At 73.8% G+C, this 17,755-nt stretch carries 24 protein-coding genes; all 24 read left to right on the top strand.

The annotated features are described in order from the left end of the window. The first annotated feature begins 222 nt into the window (after window positions 1–222). The 24 genes from QN157_13430 to QN157_13315 all read left to right on the top strand — a co-directional run bounded on the left by QN157_13430 (window position 223) and on the right by QN157_13315 (window position 17,755). Window positions 223–636, top strand: a complete 414-nt coding sequence (locus QN157_13430; GenBank protein MDR7556592.1) for a cupredoxin domain-containing protein — start codon at window positions 223–225, stop codon at window positions 634–636. Between the two features lie 108 nt (window positions 637–744). After that, window positions 745–1,140, top strand: coding sequence for a phage holin family protein (locus tag QN157_13425; protein ID MDR7556591.1), 396 nt, complete (start codon window positions 745–747; stop codon window positions 1,138–1,140). After that, on the top strand, window positions 1,137–1,367 hold the full coding sequence (locus QN157_13420; GenBank protein MDR7556590.1) for a hypothetical protein: 231 nt from the start codon (window positions 1,137–1,139) through the stop codon (window positions 1,365–1,367). The genes QN157_13425 and QN157_13420 overlap by 4 nt, the downstream gene beginning before the upstream one ends. A 46-nt stretch (window positions 1,368–1,413) precedes the next feature. Continuing rightward, the gene (gene tatA, locus QN157_13415; protein MDR7556589.1) at window positions 1,414–1,593 is read left to right on the top strand and encodes a twin-arginine translocase TatA/TatE family subunit; all 180 of its coding nucleotides are present in this window, start codon (window positions 1,414–1,416) and stop codon (window positions 1,591–1,593) included. Window positions 1,594–1,665: 72 nt separating this feature from the next. Continuing rightward, the gene (tatC, locus tag QN157_13410; protein MDR7556588.1) at window positions 1,666–2,385 is read left to right on the top strand and encodes a twin-arginine translocase subunit TatC; all 720 of its coding nucleotides are present in this window, start codon (window positions 1,666–1,668) and stop codon (window positions 2,383–2,385) included. 43 nt (window positions 2,386–2,428) lie between these two features. After that, a complete protein-coding gene (locus tag QN157_13405; protein MDR7556587.1) occupies window positions 2,429–2,689 on the top strand; it encodes a DUF4321 domain-containing protein in 261 nt (86 codons plus the stop codon). Window positions 2,690–2,845: 156 nt separating this feature from the next. Next, complete coding sequence (locus QN157_13400) at window positions 2,846–3,454, top strand: Maf family protein (GenBank protein ID MDR7556586.1); 609 nt, start codon at window positions 2,846–2,848, stop codon at window positions 3,452–3,454. Window positions 3,455–3,527: 73 nt separating this feature from the next. After that, the gene (gene radC, locus QN157_13395) at window positions 3,528–4,235 is read left to right on the top strand and encodes a DNA repair protein RadC (protein MDR7556585.1); all 708 of its coding nucleotides are present in this window, start codon (window positions 3,528–3,530) and stop codon (window positions 4,233–4,235) included. A 59-nt stretch (window positions 4,236–4,294) separates the two neighbouring features. Beyond that, window positions 4,295–5,329 carry a rod shape-determining protein gene (locus tag QN157_13390; protein ID MDR7556584.1) on the top strand — a complete coding sequence of 345 codons (1,035 nt, stop codon included), beginning with the start codon at window positions 4,295–4,297 and terminating at the stop codon, window positions 5,327–5,329. Window positions 5,330–5,363: 34 nt separating this feature from the next. Beyond that, a complete protein-coding gene (gene mreC / locus QN157_13385; GenBank protein ID MDR7556583.1) occupies window positions 5,364–6,224 on the top strand; it encodes a rod shape-determining protein MreC in 861 nt (286 codons plus the stop codon). Window positions 6,225–6,229: 5 nt separating this feature from the next. Beyond that, window positions 6,230–6,751, top strand: a complete 522-nt coding sequence (gene mreD / locus QN157_13380; protein MDR7556582.1) for a rod shape-determining protein MreD — start codon at window positions 6,230–6,232, stop codon at window positions 6,749–6,751. Next, entirely contained in the window at window positions 6,748–8,511 is a 1,764-nt protein-coding gene (mrdA, locus tag QN157_13375) for a penicillin-binding protein 2 (GenBank protein MDR7556581.1), read from the top strand. Before mreD ends, mrdA begins: the two co-directional genes overlap by 4 nt. Continuing rightward, window positions 8,508–9,602, top strand: a complete 1,095-nt coding sequence (rodA, locus tag QN157_13370; GenBank protein ID MDR7556580.1) for a rod shape-determining protein RodA — start codon at window positions 8,508–8,510, stop codon at window positions 9,600–9,602. The genes mrdA and rodA overlap by 4 nt, the downstream gene beginning before the upstream one ends. Then, window positions 9,599–11,338 (top strand): Rne/Rng family ribonuclease, encoded by a 1,740-nt coding sequence (locus QN157_13365; GenBank protein MDR7556579.1) that lies wholly within the window; start codon window positions 9,599–9,601, stop codon window positions 11,336–11,338. Before rodA ends, QN157_13365 begins: the two co-directional genes overlap by 4 nt. Before the next feature lie 122 nt (window positions 11,339–11,460). Then, window positions 11,461–11,769, top strand: a complete 309-nt coding sequence (rplU, locus tag QN157_13360; GenBank protein ID MDR7556578.1) for a 50S ribosomal protein L21 — start codon at window positions 11,461–11,463, stop codon at window positions 11,767–11,769. Window positions 11,770–11,830: 61 nt separating this feature from the next. After that, window positions 11,831–12,091 carry a 50S ribosomal protein L27 gene (gene rpmA, locus QN157_13355; GenBank protein MDR7556577.1) on the top strand — a complete coding sequence of 87 codons (261 nt, stop codon included), beginning with the start codon at window positions 11,831–11,833 and terminating at the stop codon, window positions 12,089–12,091. 73 nt (window positions 12,092–12,164) lie between these two features. Continuing rightward, window positions 12,165–13,190 (top strand): GTPase ObgE, encoded by a 1,026-nt coding sequence (gene obgE / locus QN157_13350; GenBank protein ID MDR7556576.1) that lies wholly within the window; start codon window positions 12,165–12,167, stop codon window positions 13,188–13,190. Between the two features lie 39 nt (window positions 13,191–13,229). Continuing rightward, window positions 13,230–13,871, top strand: a complete 642-nt coding sequence (nadD, locus tag QN157_13345) for a nicotinate-nucleotide adenylyltransferase (GenBank protein MDR7556575.1) — start codon at window positions 13,230–13,232, stop codon at window positions 13,869–13,871. Then, a complete protein-coding gene (gene rsfS / locus QN157_13340) occupies window positions 13,864–14,235 on the top strand; it encodes a ribosome silencing factor (GenBank protein MDR7556574.1) in 372 nt (123 codons plus the stop codon). Before nadD ends, rsfS begins: the two co-directional genes overlap by 8 nt. Before the next feature lie 6 nt (window positions 14,236–14,241). Further along, window positions 14,242–15,114, top strand: a complete 873-nt coding sequence (locus QN157_13335; protein ID MDR7556573.1) for a GNAT family N-acetyltransferase — start codon at window positions 14,242–14,244, stop codon at window positions 15,112–15,114. A gap of 98 nt (window positions 15,115–15,212) precedes the next feature. Next, a complete protein-coding gene (locus QN157_13330; GenBank protein MDR7556572.1) occupies window positions 15,213–15,608 on the top strand; it encodes a PaaI family thioesterase in 396 nt (131 codons plus the stop codon). Continuing rightward, window positions 15,601–16,077, top strand: a complete 477-nt coding sequence (smpB, locus tag QN157_13325; GenBank protein ID MDR7556571.1) for an SsrA-binding protein SmpB — start codon at window positions 15,601–15,603, stop codon at window positions 16,075–16,077. The genes QN157_13330 and smpB overlap by 8 nt, the downstream gene beginning before the upstream one ends. Continuing rightward, entirely contained in the window at window positions 16,074–16,571 is a 498-nt protein-coding gene (purE, locus tag QN157_13320) for a 5-(carboxyamino)imidazole ribonucleotide mutase (protein ID MDR7556570.1), read from the top strand. The genes smpB and purE overlap by 4 nt, the downstream gene beginning before the upstream one ends. Further along, window positions 16,568–17,755 (top strand): 5-(carboxyamino)imidazole ribonucleotide synthase, encoded by a 1,188-nt coding sequence (locus tag QN157_13315; protein MDR7556569.1) that lies wholly within the window; start codon window positions 16,568–16,570, stop codon window positions 17,753–17,755. Before purE ends, QN157_13315 begins: the two co-directional genes overlap by 4 nt.

Raw genomic sequence — 17,755 nt, 5'->3', positions numbered from 1 at the left:
ATCCGGCCGCCGCTGGTGCGTCGGGGCGATGCGCACACGGCGGTCCGGGATGCGCAGGGCGCCTGTGCGGTCCACGGCGGGCGTGTCGCGGCGCGTCGCAGGTCACGACCGCGCCCGGGTGTCTCACCCCTTGCCCCGCCGGGGGGAACGCAGTACCCTAGCACGTGGCCGCACGGACACCACACCGCGCCGGTCGACATTCCACCGAAAGGAGCGGAACGCATGCGCACTGCAGTGACATGGATGGGGATCCTCGTGCTCGCGGTCGTAGCGGCAGGCTGCGGCGGTCGCGCGCCGCAGCAGCCGGCCCAGCCGGCGCCCACCGCGGGTGCGCCCACGGCGGCTGCGCCCACCGCGGGCGGGACGATCACCATCGTCATGAAGGACAACCTCTACGAGCCGGCGACCGTGGAGATCAAGGCTGGCGCCGAGTACGAGTTCGTGGTCCCGAACCAGGGCGCCACGGTGCACAACCTGGTCATCCAGGGCGTCCCCGGCGGCGACATCACCTCCGACGTGGCCGTCAACGCCGGGCAGGAGAGCCGGTTCAAGGTCAAGATCGACCAGCCGGGGACGTACAAGATGCAGTGCACCTACCACACCGAGATGGTCGGCGACCTGAAGGTCGTGCAGTAGCGCGGCGTCCACGCGCCGCAGCGGGCCCGGGGGGACGGCTGCACGCCGTCCCCCCGGGCTGTCGACGCGCCGGAGGAGAACTCCCGGCGCACCCGAAAGACTAGCGCGATGGCCGCTGCGCGGGATCCCCACGAGCCCACCGTCGAGGTGCTCCGCCGCCTCGTCGCAGACGCCGCGCGGCTGCTGCGGGCCTATCGGGACCTGCTCCGGGTGCAGGTGCGCGCCACCGGCCGCGATCTCGCTGTCGCGGGCCTCCTGGCGGGCGCCGCACTGGTGCTGGCCGTGCTCGTGCCCGTCCTGGCGGTCGTCGTGCTGATCCTGGTGCTGGCCTTGTGGCTGCCCGCCTGGCTCGCGGTGCTGGGGGTGCTGGTCCTCGTGGCTGCCACCAGCGCCGGCCTGGCCGCGCTGGGCGTGCGACGCCTGCGCCGGCGGCGGGCGGCCTGGGCCGCCCAGGTCGGCGGGGAGCTGCGGTGGCTGCGCGGCCTCTTCCACCGGGAGTCGTGACGACGGGGCGCGACGAGCGGTCGCCCGCCGAGATCGCGGCGGAGATCGCGGTCCTGCACGCCCGCATCGAAGACGGCGTCGCGACGCTGCGGCGCCGCGCGCGCCGGCTGCCCGGGCGTCTGCGCCCCGATCGTGTCCTGGACCTGGTGGGACGTCTGGCGCAGTTCCTGCGGACGCTGCGTGGCCTGCGGCGGGGCGGTGGCCGCGGCAGCGCGCGGGGTCTATAATGGGCACCGGAGGGAGACGACGATGAACCCACACGTGGCGCCCGCAGTGATCGGCAACGTCGGCCCCATGGAACTGCTGGTGATCCTCCTGATCCTGCTGCTGCTGTTCGGCGCCAGCCGCCTGGCCGGGCTGGGCGCGGCGGCGGGCAAGACCATCAAGGAGTTCCGCAAGGCGCTGAGCGAGGACGACGAGAAGGAGTCGCAACCGACCAAGCCCGGTGTGTGAGCCCCGGCGCCAGCGAGGCGGTCGGGCGGGCGGCTGCGGCCGCGCGCGTCCATGGTCATGGAAGACCGACCGATGACCATTGTCGAGCACCTGGAGGAGCTGCGCTCGCGGCTCCTCAAGGCTTTTGCGGCCCTGGGCGGCGGCACCGCGCTGGGCTGGGTGTTTGTGGACGACGTGCTCGACTTCCTGCTGCGGCAGCTTCAGGTCCACCAGGTCTACTTCACGGCGCCGCCGGAGGCGCTGGTCATCCGCCTGAAGATCGCCCTTCTCATCGGCGTCTTCCTCGGGCTGCCGGTCATCCTCTACCAGCTCTGGATGTTCGTGGCCGTGGGGCTCACCCACAGCGAGCGGAAGGTCGTGCTGAGCCTGCTGCCGCCGTCGCTGGTGCTCTTCGTGCTGGGCGCCGCGTTCGGGCTGTTCGTGATCATGCCGGTGGCCGCCCGGGTGCTGCTCAGCTACCAGACGGCCACCCTGCAGCCCCTGTTGACGATCGGGCCTGCGCTGTCCTTCATGATGGCGTTCATCGTGGCGTTCGGCGTGGTGTTCCAGCTGCCCGTGGTCATCGTGTTCCTGGCGCGGTTCGGCCTGGTGAGCCCGGGGGCGCTCGCCGCCGGGCGGCGGTACGCCCTGCTGGCGATCGTCGTCGCCTCGGCGGTCCTCACCCCCGGGACCGACGTGGTCTCGCAACTGCTCATGGCCGCGCCCACCTACCTGCTCTACGAGGTCAGCATCTGGCTGGCACGGCTCGTGGCACCCCGCGGGGTGCCGGCGGCGCAGGCGCTGGTCGACTGAGCTCCTGCTCCCGGGCGTGCCGACCGCCCGGCGGAGGTGATGGGTGGCCCGACGCGTCCGCAACCCCTGGTGGGTGCTCACCGTGATCCTGCTCCTCGGTGGTCTGCTGGGCAGCGTCATCGCCGAGGCCGTGGCGGGATACCCGGTGCTGGGTTTCCTGGCCCGGGAGGTCCGGGTGGGCATCGACCCGCCGGTCACGGTGAACGTCCGCGTGGTGCAGGTGACGTTTGGCGGCGTCCTCCGGTTGAACTTGGCCATGGTGGTGGGGGTCGTCGTCGCGGTGTGGATCTACCGCCTGCTGTAGGCGCTCGAGCCGGCCAGGGACGCCTGGGCCTGTGACCGGCGGTGGCGGGTATGGATCTCCCGCCTGGTGCGCAGCGTTGTTGTCGGTGTACGGTGCCGGCGGTATACTGACGCTGGCGTGGACGGTTGTGCGCAGCCGCAAGCCGGGTCGCCGCCGGTGGTGCTGGCTTCGGCCTCGCCGCGGCGGGCCGAGCTGCTCCGACAGATCGGACTGGCCTTTCGGGTGTGGACAGGCGCGGCCGAGGCCGAGCTCTGGGGCGTGAGCGCCGAGGGACCGGACGGTGGCGGTGGACGATGGACGCGCGGCGCCGTCCGGGCGCAGGCGCAGCGGCGGGCGGAAGACAAGGCGCGCCTGGCAGCCGCGGCGCACCCGGATGCGGTGGTGGTTGCCGCCGACACGATGGTGGCCGTCGACGGCGTGGTGCTCGGCAAGCCGACGTCGCCGGACGACGCCGCCGCGATGCTGTCCCGTCTCTCCGGGCGGGCGCACGAGGTGACCACCGCGGTGGCCGTGGCGCATGCCCGTCGCGGCGTCTGGCTGGTCGACGCCTCGACCACCAGGGTGGTCTTCCGGCCGCTGCGGCGCGACGAGATCCACCGCTACGTCGCCACCGGCGAACCGATGGATAAAGCAGGAGCGTACGGCATCCAGGGCCGGGCGGCACTGTTCGTGGAGCGGGTCGAGGGAGACTACTTCGGCGTCGTCGGGCTCCCGCTGGCGCTGCTGGGACGCCTGCTGGAGGCGGCGGGCGTGCCGCCCCTGTAGCGCTGCCCTGCGCCCCCCGGTCCGGTACCGGCACTGCCTGCGCATCCCCAGCCGTTGCGCCCGGAGCGCGCCCGTGGACCGTGGGGGATCCGTCAAGGGGTTGCCGCCGGAGGAGCGACCGCGTGAGCGGTTGCTCGCGGCCGGCCCCGCCAGCCTCTCCTCAACGGAGCTGCTGGCGGTGCTGCTGGGCACCGGCACGCGCAGGGCGAGCGCCGCGACGCTGGCGGCGGGCCTGCTGAGGACCTTCGGGTCGCTGGAGGCGCTGAGCCAGGCCAGGCCCGAGGAGCTCGCCCGGCAGTGCGGGATCGGGCCCTCTCGCGCGTGCGCGCTCGTGGCCGCGTTCGAGTTGGGCCGCCGGGTCCACACCATGCCCCCGGCGCGCCGTCCGGTGATCCGGACGCCGCGCGACGTGGCGGCGCTGGTCGGCCCGCAGATGCGACACCTGGATCGCGAGCACTTCAAGGCGGTGCTCCTGAACACCCGCCACGAGGTGCTGGAGGTGGCCGCCGTGGCGATCGGGGGCCTGGACGCGGCCCCCATCCACCCGCGCGAGGTCTTCAAAGAGGCCATCCGCCGCAGCGCCGCCGCGGTGATCCTGGTTCACAACCACCCGTCGGGCGAGCCCGAGCCCAGCGACGACGACCTGCGCATCACGGTCCGGCTGCAGCGGGCAGGCCAGGTGGTGGGGATCGCGGTGCTCGACCACGTCATCATCGGCGACGGCCGTTTCGTCAGCCTGCGCGAGCGCGGTGTGCTGGCGGACACGAGTTGGGTACGGTGAGGTTGAGGGGCCGCAGCGCCGGCATGGAGCCGGCGTGACCGGCCAGGAGGCGAGCGGGGATGCTGGACGCGCTGCTGGGCAGGTTCGGACGGGACATGGGGGTGGACCTGGGGACGGCCAACACCCTGGTCTACGTGCGCCGGCAGGGGATCGTGCTGCGGGAGCCGTCGGTGGTGGCCAAACGGGTGGACGACGGACAGGTGCTGGCCGTGGGCGAAGAGGCCAAGCGCATGCTCGGCCGCACGCCGGGCGATATCGTGGCCACCCGGCCATTGCGCGACGGCGTCATCGCCGACTTCGACACCACCGCCGCCATGCTGGCGTACTTCATCCGGCGCGCGGCCAACGGCCGGATGTGGATCCGCCCGCGGGTCGTGGTGGGCATCCCCTCCGGGTGCACCGAGGTCGAGAAGCGCGCGGTGATCGACGCCACCATCCAGGCCGGCGCGCGCGACGCCTACCTGATCGAAGAACCTATGGCCGCGGCCATCGGCGCCGGGCTGCCGGTCTCCGAGCCGGTGGGCAGCATGGTGGTCGACATCGGCGGCGGGACCACCGAGGTGGCGGTGATCGCCCTGGGGGGCATCGTGACGAGCCGGTCGATCCGCGTGGGCGGCGACGAGATGGACGAGGCCATCATCCAGTACGCGCGGCGGGCCTACAACCTGCTCATCGGTGAGCGCTCCGCCGAGGAGATCAAGATCGCCATCGGCTCGGCGTTCCCCGACCGCGACGAGCGCGCCGTAGACATCCGGGGGCGCGACCTCGTCTCCGGCCTGCCGCGGACCGTGCGCCTGACCAGCGCCGAGATCCGAGAGGCCATGGCCGAGCCCGTGCAGCAGATCGTCGACGCCGTCAAGCAGACGCTGGAGCGAACGCCGCCCGAACTGGCCGCCGACATCTTCGAGCGCGGCATCGTGCTGGCCGGCGGCGGAGCGCTGCTGCGGGGGATGGACCGGCTCCTGGCCGAGGAGACGGGCATGCCCGTGACCGTGACCGACGACCCCCTGGCGGCGGTCGTGATGGGGACCGGGCGCGCGCTGGAGGAGATCGAGGTGTTGAAGAAGGTCCTGGTCGCCTCCAAACGGTCGTGAGCCACGACAGGTGAGGAGTGCGGCGGAGGGGCGCATGGCGTCCACGGTGCACCGCACGACCCTGACGCGCGCGCACGACGTGCGGCGGCGCTGGCTCGTCGTGGGCGTGCTGCTGCTGGGGGCGATCGTGCTGCTCACCTCGCAGGTCCGCCGGCCCGACCGCCGCGTCGTCGGGCCCCTGGGCACGCTCGTGCTCGGCGTGCTGGCGCCCGTGCAGGGCGTGTTCGCCCGAGGGGCCGACGCGGTGGCGCGGTTCTGGCGCCTCTACACGGAGATCGGCCGCCTGCGGGCAGAGAACACGCGCTTGCGGGAGGAGGTCGAACGGCTCTCCGGCGAGGTGGGCCGCTTGCGCGAGCAGGCCCAGGCGACGCGGCGGCTCGAGCGCCTGCTGGCGTTTCGGCAGCAGCTGCCCGGACGGGCGTTGGGCGCGCGGGTGATCGGCCGTGACAGCCGGGCGTGGTTCGCCGTGCTGCTCGTGGACCGCGGCGCGCGGGACGGCGTGCGTCGCAACGACCCGGTGGTGGCGGCCGAGGGCCTGGTCGGCCGGGTGCTGACCGTGACGTCCGGCACCGCGCAGGTGCTGCTCATCTCGGACCCGCGCAGCGCCGTGGGCGTCATCCTGCAGCAGTCGCGGGAGGCCGGGGTGGTGGAGGGCCAGGGGCACGGGCTGCTTCGGCTCAAGTACGTGTCCCGCGAGCGGGAGATTCCGCTCGGCGAGACCGTCGTGACGTCGGGACAGGGCGGGCTGTACCCGCGCGGGATTCCGGTGGGTACCGTGGTCTCCGTGGTCAGGGAGCAGGCGGCGCTGTACCAGGAGGCGCTGATCCAACCGGCGGTGCGTCTGGATCACGTGGAGGAAGTGCTCATCCTGGTCGAGGGCGGTCCCGACCGGTAGCGGGCATGCGGGTGCTGCTGCTCGGCGGGTTGCTGGCGCTGGCCACCGTGGTCGATGGCGCGTGGCTGTCGCGACTCCCGCTGCCCGCGTCCCCGGACCTGCTGCTGGTGTTGGTCGTCGCGCTGGGCGTGCGTCGCGGCGTCGCGCAGGGGGCGGTGGTGGGCGCGGCGGCCGGCTACCTGCGGGATCTGGTGGCCGGCGGGCCGCTGGGCGTCTACGTGGTGGTCTACCTGGTCGTGGGGGCAGCCGCCGGGTCCGTGATGGCCGGTCTCGACGTCGACCACCCGACCGGGCTGCTGGTGACCGCCGGTGGGGCGACCGTGCTGGGCACGGTCGTGGGGGCTGGCGTCGTCCTGGCGGCCGGCCTCGGACCGCTGCCGTGGTCGCAGCTCGCCTGGCAGCTGTCCGCCGGCGCCGCAGCGAACGCGCTGCTCGTGCGGCCGGCGGATGCGGTGCTGCAGTGGGCCGAGCGCGTTGGTCGGCGCCGCTACCCGCTCCGCGCGCTGCCGTTTCGGGGAGTGCGATGACGCCGCCGCTGTGGAGCCAGCGTGCCGCGCGTCTGACCATCGTGGTCCTGGCGCTGCTGCTGCTCATTGAAGGGCGCCTGTGGGTGATGCAGGCCGTTCAGGGGCCGGCCTACCTTCGCCTGTCGGAGCAGAACCGGCTGCGCGACTACGTGGTACCGGCGCCCCGCGGCGTCCTCTACGACCGCAAGGGCCGTCCGCTGGTGACGAGCCGGGCGGCCTTCACCATCAGCGTGCTCCCCATGGAGGTCAGGGAGCCGGCGCGCCTGGCCGAGCGGCTCGCGCCGCTGGTCGGGCTGGAGCCCCAGGAGATCACAGCGCGCATCGCCGCCGGCCGGCAGCGGCCGTTCGAGCCCGTGCCGCTGCGGCGCGACGCCGACAAGGCCGCGGTCATCACGATCGAAGAGCAACGCCTGGACCTGCCCGGGGTCGTGGTGCAGGCCGAGCCGGTGCGCCACTACCCGCTGGGCACGCACGCCGCTCACCTCGTCGGGTACCTCGGGGAGATCACCGAGGAAGAGCTGCGCACCCGTCCGGGCTACCGCCCCGGTGACCTCATCGGCAAGACCGGCATCGAGCGCACGTACGACGCCGTGCTGCGCGGGCACGCGGGCCGGTTGCGGGTGGAGGTCGACGCAGCGGGCCGGCCGGTGCGCGTGCTCGGTCGCGAGGCGGCGCGGCCCGGGCAGTCGCTGGTCCTGGCCATCGACGCCGACCTCCAGGCGGTGGCAGAACAGGCGCTGGGGACGCAGGCGGGCGCCGTCGTCGCCATGGACCCGCGCACCGGCGACGTGCTGGCCCTGGCCAGTCACCCGGCCTACGCGCCGGCGCTGTTCGCCGGGGGCATCAGTGCGGCCAACTGGCGCCGGCTGATTGCCGACCGCGCGCTGCCGCTGCTGAACCGGGCGACCGAGGGCACCTACGAGCCAGGGTCCGTGTTCAAGGTCGTCACCGGGCTCGCCGCGCTGGCCGAGGGGCTGGCCACGCGCGACACCGTCTTCCACTGCACCGGCGCGCTGCGGCTGGGACGGTGGGTCTTCCGCGACCTGGCCGCCTACGGCACGGTCAACTTCATCCGCGGCACCGCCGTGTCGTGCAACGTGATGTTCTGGACGCTCGGCCAGGCCGTCGGGGAGGCGCGGCTGTACCGGTACGCCACCATGCTGGGCCTGGGCCAGCCGACCGGCATCGACCTGCCCGCCGAGGCCGCGGGTCTGGTGCCCAACGCCGCGTGGAAGCAGCGCGTGTGGAAGGAGCCCTGGTATCCGGGCGACACCTTGAACATGAGCATCGGCCAGGGGTGGGTGCTCGTGACGCCCCTCCAGGTGGCGCGCATGATGGCGGCGGTCGCCACGGACGGCGTGCTGGTGCGCCCGCGGCTGGTGCGCCGTATCGTGGCCCCCGACGGGCGGGTGCTGGCCGAGCCCGCGCCGCGGATCGATGGGCGCCTCGCGCTGCCTGCGGCAGCGGTGCGCACGCTGCGCGAGGGGTTGCGCGCGGTCGTGGACGGCGGGACGGGCGCGGCGGCGGCCGTGCCCGGTCTGGCGATCGCCGGCAAGACCGGGAGCGCCGAGAACCCCCGCGGCCTGCCCCACGCGTGGTTTGCCGGATATGCGCCCGCCGATCGCCCGGCGCTGGTGGTGGTGGTCTTTGTCGAGCACGGCCGCCGCGGCGGTGCCGCCGCCGCGCCCATCGCCCGTGCCGTCTTCGCTGCGGCAGCCCCGACGCTCCTGGCGGCCACGGGGGAGGTCTCGCGGCCGTGAGGGCGGCATGGACGCGCGACGTCGACTGGCCGCTGGTCGCCGCGACGGTGCTGCTTGCGGCCTACGGCGTGGTGGTCCTCGTGTCGGCCACGCACGGCGCGCCGGGCGCGGCGGCGCTCGTGCGGGGCCGGGCGCTGCACCTGGCGGTGGGGACGGTGGCGCTGCTGGTGGCCGCGCGGCTCGACTACCGGCGGCTGGCGGCTGCGGCCCCCCTGCTGTACGCAGGGGCCCTGCTGGCGCTGGGGGCGGTGCTCGTGGTGGGCGACAGCCGCCTGGGCGCGCAGCGCTGGATCGCCCTGGGGCCGGTCGGCAGCGTCCAGCCGTCGGAGCTGGCGAAGCTCGTGGTGATCGTCACGCTGGCCCGCCACCTGGACGCCGCGCGCACCCTCCCGCGCCTGCGGGCGCTCGTGCCCTATGCGGTCCACGTGGCGGTCCCCGCGCTGCTGATCGTGCGCCAGCCCGACCTGGGTACCGCCCTGGTGCTGCTCGCCATCCTGGCCGCGATGCTCTACGTGGCTGGCGCGCGCCCCGTCGATCTGGCCGCGGCCGCCGCCGGGGGCGCCGCGCTGCTGCCCCTGCTCTGGGGCGCGTTGCACGACTACCAGCGCCGTCGGCTGCTGGCGTTCCTCGACCCGTACGCTGACCCGCTCGGGGCCGGGTACGCGATCATTCAGGCCAAGATCGCGGTGGGATCGGGCCAGCTCTTCGGTAAGGGGCTGTTCGCCGGCACGCAGAACGTGCTGCGCTTCATCCCCGAGCAGCACACCGACTTCATCTTCACCGTCGTCGGCGAGGAGCTGGGGTTCGTCGGGGCCACGGTGCTGCTGGGGCTCTACGGGGTGTGGATCTGGCGGGCGCTCGCCATCGCCGCCGGGGCGCGCGACCGGCTGGGCGGGCTGATGGCGACGGGCATCGGGGCCATGATGGGCTTTCACGTGGTGGTGAACATCGGGATGACGGTGGGGCTGCTGCCGGTCACGGGGATCCCGTTGCCGCTGCTCAGCTACGGGGGCACCTCGCTGCTCGCGACGCTCGCCGCCACGGGGCTGCTGCTGGGCATTCGGGCCCGGGCATGGGGTGCGCGCGGATGACGATCGCCGGCAGGCAGGAGGCTGCCGGCGGGGACCGTGAGGAGTCGAGCATGAAGGAGATCATCGCCAACATCGAGGACGCCGAGGTGCGTGTGGCCGTCCTGGAGGACGGCGTGCTGGTCAACCTGTTCATCGAACGGTCGGAGCCCGTGGCCGGCAACATCTACAAGGGCAGGGTGACCAACGTCCTACCCGGCATGGAGGCCGCCTTCATCGACATCGGGCTCGAGCGCAACGCCTTCCTGCACGTCGACGACATCCGCGCGCAGCGGCTCGACGGGGAAGAGCTCGAGGCGCCGCTGGGCAAAGGGGTGATCACCGAGCGGCTGCGGCCGGGCCAGGAGCTCCTGGTCCAGGTGACCAAGGAGCCCATGGGGAGCAAGGGCGCGCGGGTGACGACGTACCTCGCCCTGCCCGCCCACTACCTGGTGCTCATGCCCACCGTCAACTACGTCGGCGTCAGCCGGCGCATCACCAGCGAGGCCGAGCGCAAGCGCCTGCGCCAGCTCGCCGAGCGCGTGCGGCCCGAGGGCATGGGCGTGATCGTGCGCACCGCCGCCGAGGGAGCCACCGAGAAGATGCTGGCCGACGACGTGGCGTTCCTCCAGCAGCTGTGGCAGCGGGTGCTGGAGCGGGCACGGACGCAGCGTGCGCCCGCCCTGATCTACCAGGATCTGCGGCTCATCCGGCGGGTCGTGCGCGACCTGTTCACCGACGAGGTCGACCGCTTCGTGGTCGACTCGGCCGAGGAGTACGCGCGCATCGCCGACCTCCTGGGCTCCTTCGCCCCGCACCTGAAGGACCGGCTGGTCCTCTACCGTGAGCCCGAGGGGGTGTTCGAGAAGTTCGGCATCGAGCGGGAGATCGACCGGGCGCTACGACGGCGGGTCTGGTTGAAGTCCGGCGGCACCATCGTCTTCGACCGCACCGAGGCCCTGACGGTCATCGACGTGAACACGGGCAAGTACGTGGGCAAGACCGACCTGGCCAGCACCATCCTGAAGACGAACCTCGAGGCGGTCGACGAGATCGTCCGCCAGATCGCGCTGCGCGACATCGGCGGCATCATCCTGGTCGACTTCATCGACATGGAGAAGGAAGAGCACCGCCAGAAGGTGCTCGACGCCCTGCAGGCGGCCGCGCAGCGCGACCGGGCCAAGCTGCACGTCATCGACCTCACCGCCCTGGGCCTGGTGGAGATCACCCGCAAGCGCGTCTACCAGGACCTGGAGGAGATCATGCGTATGCCCTGCCCCTACTGCGAGGGCCGGGGCCGGGTGCTCTCGCCCGACACGATGGCGATGCGGGTCCGCCGCGAACTGCGCCGGCTCGCCCGCACCAGTACGGCCTCCGCGATCCTGGTGGAGGTCCACCCCCAGGTCGCCGGCGCGCTGTTCCGCGACGGTGCGGGCTGGCTGCGGGCCCTGGAGGAAGCCCACGGCCGCCGCCTGCGCGTCAAGGGCCGCGAGGGGCTGCACATCGAGCGCCTCAACGTGCTGGAGGGCGACCGGCTCGAGGACCTGGAGGCCGGGGCTGCCGCACGGCGGATGCAGTTCTGGATGGACCGCGAGCCGGGCGAGGTGCTCTCGCTGGCCGAGCGCGACCCGGCCTACGAGCGCGCGCTGGCCGCAGCCAGCGCCGCCGGACCCGCGCCGACCCCGGCAGAGCACGCGCCCCGGCGGGACGGGCTCGTGGCCCGCGTGCTGCGGCGGTTCCTGGGGCGGAACGGCTCCTAGGAAGCGCGGGTTGCGGGCGGCGATCGCCCGTGCTACCATGACGGCGGTCAGGCCCGCTCCCGTCCCTGGCGGGGTAGTGGGCCTGACCGCGTGTCGGCGCGCGTGGGCGCGGGAGGTGCGAGGTGTACGCGGTCATCGAGACAGGGGGCAAGCAGCTGACCGTGCGCGAAGGGGACGTGGTGCGGGTCGAGCGGTTGGACGCGGCGCCCGGCGCCATGGTCACCTTCGACCGCGTGCTGCTGATCGGCGGCCCGCCCGTGCGCGTCGGGACGCCTGTGGTGGCCGGTGCGCGGGTCGAGGCCCGGGTCGTGCGGCAGGGGCGCGGGCCCAAGATCACGGTGGTGAAGTTCAAGGCCAAGTCGCACTACCGGCGGACGATCGGCCACCGGCAGGCGTTCACGGAGGTGCGCATCGAGAAGATCGCGGGGTAGCCCGCCCGGGGTGGAGGGCGCGCCACCTCGCGCACGTTGACGGCGGGACGGAGGGAGCACCATGGCATCGAAGAAGGGTGCCGGCAGCAGTCGTAACGGCCGCGACTCCCACAGTAAGCGTCTGGGGGTCAAGCGGTTCGCGGGCCAGCTGGTGCGGGCCGGGCATGTGCTGGTCCGGCAGCGCGGCACGAAGGTCTGGCCGGGCGCCAACGTCGGCCGCGGGCGCGACGACACGCTGTTCGCGCTGGTCGACGGGGTGGTGGCGTTCGAGCGCCGCGGCCGCGACGGGCGACAGGTCAGCGTCTACCCTGTCCCGGCCTGACGCGCGTGTGGGGGATCCGTCCGGCCCGGGCCGTGCGGCCCGGGCCGTTTGCTTGTGAGGTGGACACGTCGCCGTGCTGGTCGACCAGGCCCGGATCTACGTCAAAGGCGGTGACGGCGGCCGCGGCTGCGTGGCCTTCCGGCGGGAGAAGTTCGTGCCCAAGGGCGGGCCCGATGGCGGCGACGGCGGCGCGGGCGGTGACGTCGTCGCCGTGGCCGATGAAGGGTTGACGACGCTCGTCGACTTCAAGTACCGCCAGCATCTGCGCGCCGGCGACGGCGGCCACGGGGAAGGCGGCCGTCGCACGGGGCGCCGCGGCGCCGATCTGGTGGTCCGTGTCCCCGTGGGCACCATCGTCCGCGATGCCCGGACGGGTGAGGTGCTGGCCGATCTGGTCGCGCACGGCCAGCGGGCCGTGCTGGCCCGCGGCGGCCGCGGCGGCCGCGGCAACGCCCGGTTCGCCACGCCGACGCGGCGCGCGCCCCGCATCGCCGAACCCGGCGAGCCCGGCGAGGAGCGGTGGGTCGAGCTGGAACTGCGCTTGCTGGCCGACGTGGGGCTGGTGGGCCTGCCCAACGCCGGCAAGTCCACGCTCCTGCGCAGGATCTCCGCGGCCAGGCCCGCGGTGGGCGACTACCCGTTCACGACCCTCCAGCCGGTGCTGGGCGTGGTGGAGCTGTCCGACGGCCGACGGTTCGTCGCCGCGGACCTGCCCGGTCTCATCGAGGGCGCCCACGCGGGGGCGGGCCTCGGGATCCAGTTCCTCCGGCACGTCGCCCGCACGCGGGTGCTCATCTACGTCGTCGATCTGGCCGCGCCGGAGGATCCGCTGGACGCGCTGGCGACCGTGCGGCGGGAGTTGGCGCAGTACGACCCCGGCCTGGCGCAGCGCCCGGCCATCGTCGCCCTCAACAAGGTGGACCTGCCCCAGGCACGCGCGCGGGCCGACGATGCGGTCGCCGCGCTGGCGGCCCGTGGGGTGCACGGGCTGCCGGTCTCCGGCGCGACGGGCGAGGGCGTGCCGGCGCTCGTGGAGGCTGCGGCAGCGCTGCTGGACGCGGCGCGGCGGGAGGAGACCCCTGCAGGGGTCCAGAAGTGAAGCGCGCCTGCGACGTGCGGGGAGGTGTGACCGGTCGGCGTGAGCAAACTCGGCGTCATGGGCGGCACCTTCGACCCGATTCACTACGGGCACCTGGTGACCGCCGAAGAAGCGCGTGTGCAGTTCGGCCTCGATCAGGTGCTCTTCGTCCCCAACCGGCACCCGCCGCACAAGGACCCCCGCGACGTCACCGATCCCGAGGACCGCTACCTGATGACCTTCCTGGCGACGGTCTCGAACCCGGCGTTCAGCGCGTCGCGGATCGAGATCGACCGCCCCGGCGCCTCGTACACCATCGACACGATCCGCGGGCTGGCGGCCCGCTACCCCGACGCCGACATCTACTACATCACGGGCGCCGACGCCATCCTGCAGATCCTCCGGGGTGAGTGGGCGCAGTCGGAGGAGCTGCTGGGAATGTGCCGGTTCATCGCCGCCACCCGGCCCGGCTACTCGCTCGACCTGGAGACCCTGCGGCGCAGCAACAACACCGGCCGCACGCTGGACAACGTGCTGGTGATGGAGATCCCCGCCCTGGCGATCTCGTCCACGGACATCCGGGCCCGGGTGCGGGAGGGACGGCCGATCGCCTACCTGGTCCCCGAGGCCGTCGAGGCCTACATCCGCAAGCGCCAGCTGTACGTGCGCCCCACCATCCCCCGGAGCCCGGCTGGTGGCTAGGCGGGCTGCCCGTCGCCCCCAGGGAGACCAGGCGCTCACCCGGGCTCGCCGCGCGGCGGCGGCGGCCGACGCCAAGCGCGCCGAGGACATCGTCATCCTCGACCTGCGCGGGCAGACGCTGGTGACGGACTACTTCGTGATCTGCACCGGCACCAGCCGGGTGCAGCTGCGGGCCATCGTGGACGCCATCGTCGAGGCGCTGGACGTCCCGGGCCTGCCCATGCGCGAAGGCGATGAGGAGTCGCAGTGGGTGTTGCTCGACTACGGGGACGTGGTCGTCCACGTGTTCGGGCCCGAGACGCGCGCCTTCTACCGCCTCGAGCGCCTGTGGGGCGACGCGCCCGAGGTACCCTGGAAGGAGTAGCCGGCCGTGCTCGTGGCCCTGCGCCCTGCCACCGCCGCCGACGCCACCGCGCTGGCCGCGTTCCTCGAGGTCGCGTACCCCAGCGGCTACCTGCCCACGTTCGATCGCGACGGTCCGCCCGCCCCCCAGGACGTCTGGTTCGTCCACGCGGAGAAGGACGTGTGCGTCGTCGAAGTCGACCGACAGCCGGCCGGCCTGCTCATCGTCGGCCGCACCCGCGGGCAGTGGCTGGCCGAGGAGTTGCTGGCGCCCACCTTCGCCGAGATGCCGCCATCCCGCCGCGAGCGCCTGGTGGCGCGGCTGGCCGCGCTTCTCGTCGCCCGGTTCCAAGCAGGGCGCCAGGACACGGTGCTGCTGCGGGCCGCCGAGGACAACGCGGTCGGCCTTGCCGTAGCCCAGGCCCTCCAGGCGGGCTTCGCCAACGCCCTGCTGGTCTACCGCTACCGGGGCCCCCGGCGGCCGGCGGTCGCCCCACCCGCTGGCTACCAGGTGCGCCGGGCATCCCCTGAGGATCGACAGCGCGTGGTGCGGCTGTGCGCCGAGCTCTTCGACGACCGCGCGCAGGCCGCCACCGTCGACAGAGCCCTGGCAGCGCGCGAGGGCCGCGCCTTCGTGGCCGAGCGCGACGGGATGGTGGTGGGCGTTGCTGCGGTCGACGTCGGTGCAGGACGCGCCGCGTGGACCGTGGGTGTCCGCGAGACGCACCGGCGCCGGGGCGTGGGGCGCGCGCTGGCCGCCTCGGTGCTGAGCGCCCTGGCAGCGCGCGGGGTCGTGCCGTACGCGACCGCCTGGGCGCTGGACCCTGTGGCCGGGGCATTCCTCCGGCGGTTGGGCTTTGGCCTCGAGCGCGCGTTCCTCTACCTCGAACGGCCGCTGTAGGGTGTCGGCTCCGATGCCGCAGCCCACCGGCGGGCCGGCGGTGCCAGCGGCGCGATGGGTGGCAGCCGTCAGCGCCGGCCTGGTATGCTGTGGACGCCATGCGGGATGCGTCGCGGTGCTTCGTCTGCGGGTCGGCCAACCCCATCGGGCTGCGCGTCCGGTTCGCACGAGCCGGCGCCCGGGTCGTGGGGGAGTTCACGCCGGGCGATCTGCACGTGGGGTTCGCAGGCGTGGTCCACGGCGGTATCCTGGCCGCGGTGCTGGACGACGCCATGGCCGCCCTGGGCTACACCGAGGGCGACCCGACGGTCACCGCGCGGCTGCAGGTGCGCTACCGCCGGCCGGCCCGGCCGGGTCAGCCGCTGCGCGTCGAGGCCGAGGAGACGGGCCGCCGCGGCAGCGTACGCCAGGGCCGGGCGGTGTTGTTGGCCGCCGACGGGACGGTGGTCGCCGAGGCCGAAGCCACCCTGATGCGGGTGTCCCACGATGCCTGAACCGCGCGACGAGCAGGTGATCGCCACCAACCGGCGGGCCCGTCACGACTACCACATCGAGGAGACCCTGGAGGCCGGGCTGGTGCTCACGGGCACCGAGGTGAAGTCGCTGCGCGCCGGGCGCGTGTCCTTGCAGGAGGCGTTCGCGCGGGTACAGGAGGGAGAGGTCTGGCTGCACCACCTGCACATTCCTCCCTACGAGGCCGGCAACATCTTCAACCACGAGCCGCGGCGGCCGCGCAAGCTCCTGCTGCACCGTCGGGAGATCGCGCGCCTGCGCGCGAAGGTCGCCGAACGCGGCTACACGCTGGTGCCGTTGCGCCTGTACTTCCGCCGCGGCCTGGCCAAGGTGGAGCTGGCTGTCGCCCGCGGCAAGAAGCTCCACGACCGCCGTGAGGCCGTCGCCGCGCGCGAGGCCCGCCGCGAAGCCGAGCGGGCGCTGCGGCGCTCGGCCGGGGCGACGCGATGAGCGCACCGGCCGGCGCGCCCCAGGTGGGTATCATCATGGGCAGTGTCTCCGACCGGCCGGTGATGGAGGCCGCCGCGGAGGTGCTCGCCGCGCTGGGGATCCCGTACGAGATGCGCATCGTCTCCGCCCACCGCACCCCGGACTGGATGTTCGAGTACGCGCAGACCGCCGAGGCACGCGGGCTCAAGGTCATCATCGCCGGCGCCGGCGGGGCGGCGCACCTGCCCGGTATGACGGCTGCCAAGACCGTGCTGCCGGTGATCGGGGTCCCCGTGCCCTCGGAGCACCTCAAGGGCCTGGACTCGCTGCTCTCCATCGTGCAGATGCCCGGGGGCGTCCCGGTGGCCACGGTGGCCATCGGGCGGGCCGGTGCCGTCAACGCCGCCCTGCTCGCCGCGCGCATCCTCGGCGTCAGCGACGCGACGGTGCGCGAACGGCTGCGCGAGCACGCCCGGGCACAGGCGCAGGCGGTCCGGGAGGCCGACCGGGCATGACCCGCGCCCCTGCGCACGATGCCGCGCGGACCGCGAAGGGCGTCCTGGGCCCGGGGGCGACGCTCGGTATCGTCGGCGGTGGCCAGCTCGGGCGCATGCTGGCGCTGGATGCGCGCCGCATGGGCTACCGCGTGGTGGTGCTCGATCCCGCGCCCGACGCGCCGGCTGCGGCGGTCGCCGACGACCACCTCGTGGCCACGTTCGACGACCTCGACGCGCACGCGGCGCTCGCCGCGCGCGCCGACGTCGTGACGTTCGAGGTCGAGCACGTCGGACTCGACGCCGCGCGCGCCGTCGCCGCGCGTTGTCCGGTGCGGCCCGACGTGACGACGCTCGCCGTCTGCCAGGACCGCAGCCGCGAGAAGGCGTTCCTGACGCGCCACGGGTTCCCTGTGGCGCCCTGGCGGGAGGCCGCGTCGCCCGCTGCCCTCGAGGAGGCGATCGGCGCCCTGGGGCTGCCGTGCCTGGTGAAGATCCCCTACGCGGGCTACGACGGTCGCGGCCAGGTGCGCATCGCGCAGCCGGACGATCTGCGCGCAGCCGGTGCGCTCGGGTTCGCCCGGGGCCCGCTGGTCGTCGAACGGGTCGTGCCCTTCGTTGCCGAGCTGGCGGTCCTCGTGGCGCGGGATGCCGACGGTGCCGTCGTGACGTATCCCGTGGCGCGCACCGTGCACCGCGACGGCATCCTCCACGAGGTGAGCGTGCCCGCCGACGTGCCCGAGGCGGTCGCCGCGCGCGCGCGGGGGCTGGCCGAGTCGATCGCCAGCGCACTGGACCTGGTCGGGGTGCTGGCCGTCGAGCTGTTCCTGCTCGAACGCGGCGAGGTGCTGGTCAACGAGCTCGCGCCGCGGCCCCACAACTCGGGCCACTACACCATCGAGGCGTGCGCGACCTCGCAGTTCGCCCAGCACGTGCGCGCCGTGTGTGGTCTGCCGCTGGGGGCGCCCGACCTGCTGCGGCCGGCCGCCATGGTCAACCTGCTGGGCGAGCACCGCGGGCGTGTGCGCCTGACCGGGGTCGAGGACGCCCTGGCCGATCCGTTGGTCAGCCTGCACCTCTACGGCAAAGCCGAGTCCTGGCCGCGGCGCAAGCTGGGGCACGTCACCGCGCTGGGGACCTCCGCCGCCGACGCCCTGGAGCGCGCGCGCGCCGCCGCGGCGGCACTGCGCTGGGCCCCGGCGTAG

It is taken from the genome of Armatimonadota bacterium (assembly GCA_031459855.1).
GTDB classification, from domain to species: Bacteria; Sysuimicrobiota; Sysuimicrobiia; order Sysuimicrobiales; family Humicultoraceae; genus Fervidifonticultor; species Fervidifonticultor primus.
The sequence above is the reverse complement of the archived record's forward strand: the minus strand, read 5'-3'. Positions and strand labels throughout refer to the sequence as shown.

Bases quoted from the DNA above. Each gene is read 5' to 3' on its own strand.
- QN157_13430 (MDR7556592.1), top strand. From the start codon at position 223: ATGCGCACTGCAGTGACATGGATGGGGATCCTCGTGCTCGCGGTCGTA.
- QN157_13425 (MDR7556591.1), top strand. From the start codon at position 745: ATGGCCGCTGCGCGGGATCCCCACGAGCCCACCGTCGAGGTGCTCCGC.
- tatC (MDR7556588.1), top strand. From the start codon at position 1,666: ATGACCATTGTCGAGCACCTGGAGGAGCTGCGCTCGCGGCTCCTCAAG.
- QN157_13390 (MDR7556584.1), top strand. From the start codon at position 4,295: ATGCTGGACGCGCTGCTGGGCAGGTTCGGACGGGACATGGGGGTGGAC.
- mreC (MDR7556583.1), top strand. From the start codon at position 5,364: ATGGCGTCCACGGTGCACCGCACGACCCTGACGCGCGCGCACGACGTG.
- mreD (MDR7556582.1), top strand. From the start codon at position 6,230: ATGCGGGTGCTGCTGCTCGGCGGGTTGCTGGCGCTGGCCACCGTGGTC.
- mrdA (MDR7556581.1), top strand. From the start codon at position 6,748: ATGACGCCGCCGCTGTGGAGCCAGCGTGCCGCGCGTCTGACCATCGTG.
- QN157_13365 (MDR7556579.1), top strand. From the start codon at position 9,599: ATGACGATCGCCGGCAGGCAGGAGGCTGCCGGCGGGGACCGTGAGGAG.
- rpmA (MDR7556577.1), top strand. From the start codon at position 11,831: ATGGCATCGAAGAAGGGTGCCGGCAGCAGTCGTAACGGCCGCGACTCC.
- QN157_13330 (MDR7556572.1), top strand. From the start codon at position 15,213: ATGCGGGATGCGTCGCGGTGCTTCGTCTGCGGGTCGGCCAACCCCATC.
- smpB (MDR7556571.1), top strand. From the start codon at position 15,601: ATGCCTGAACCGCGCGACGAGCAGGTGATCGCCACCAACCGGCGGGCC.
- purE (MDR7556570.1), top strand. From the start codon at position 16,074: ATGAGCGCACCGGCCGGCGCGCCCCAGGTGGGTATCATCATGGGCAGT.
- QN157_13315 (MDR7556569.1), top strand. From the start codon at position 16,568: ATGACCCGCGCCCCTGCGCACGATGCCGCGCGGACCGCGAAGGGCGTC.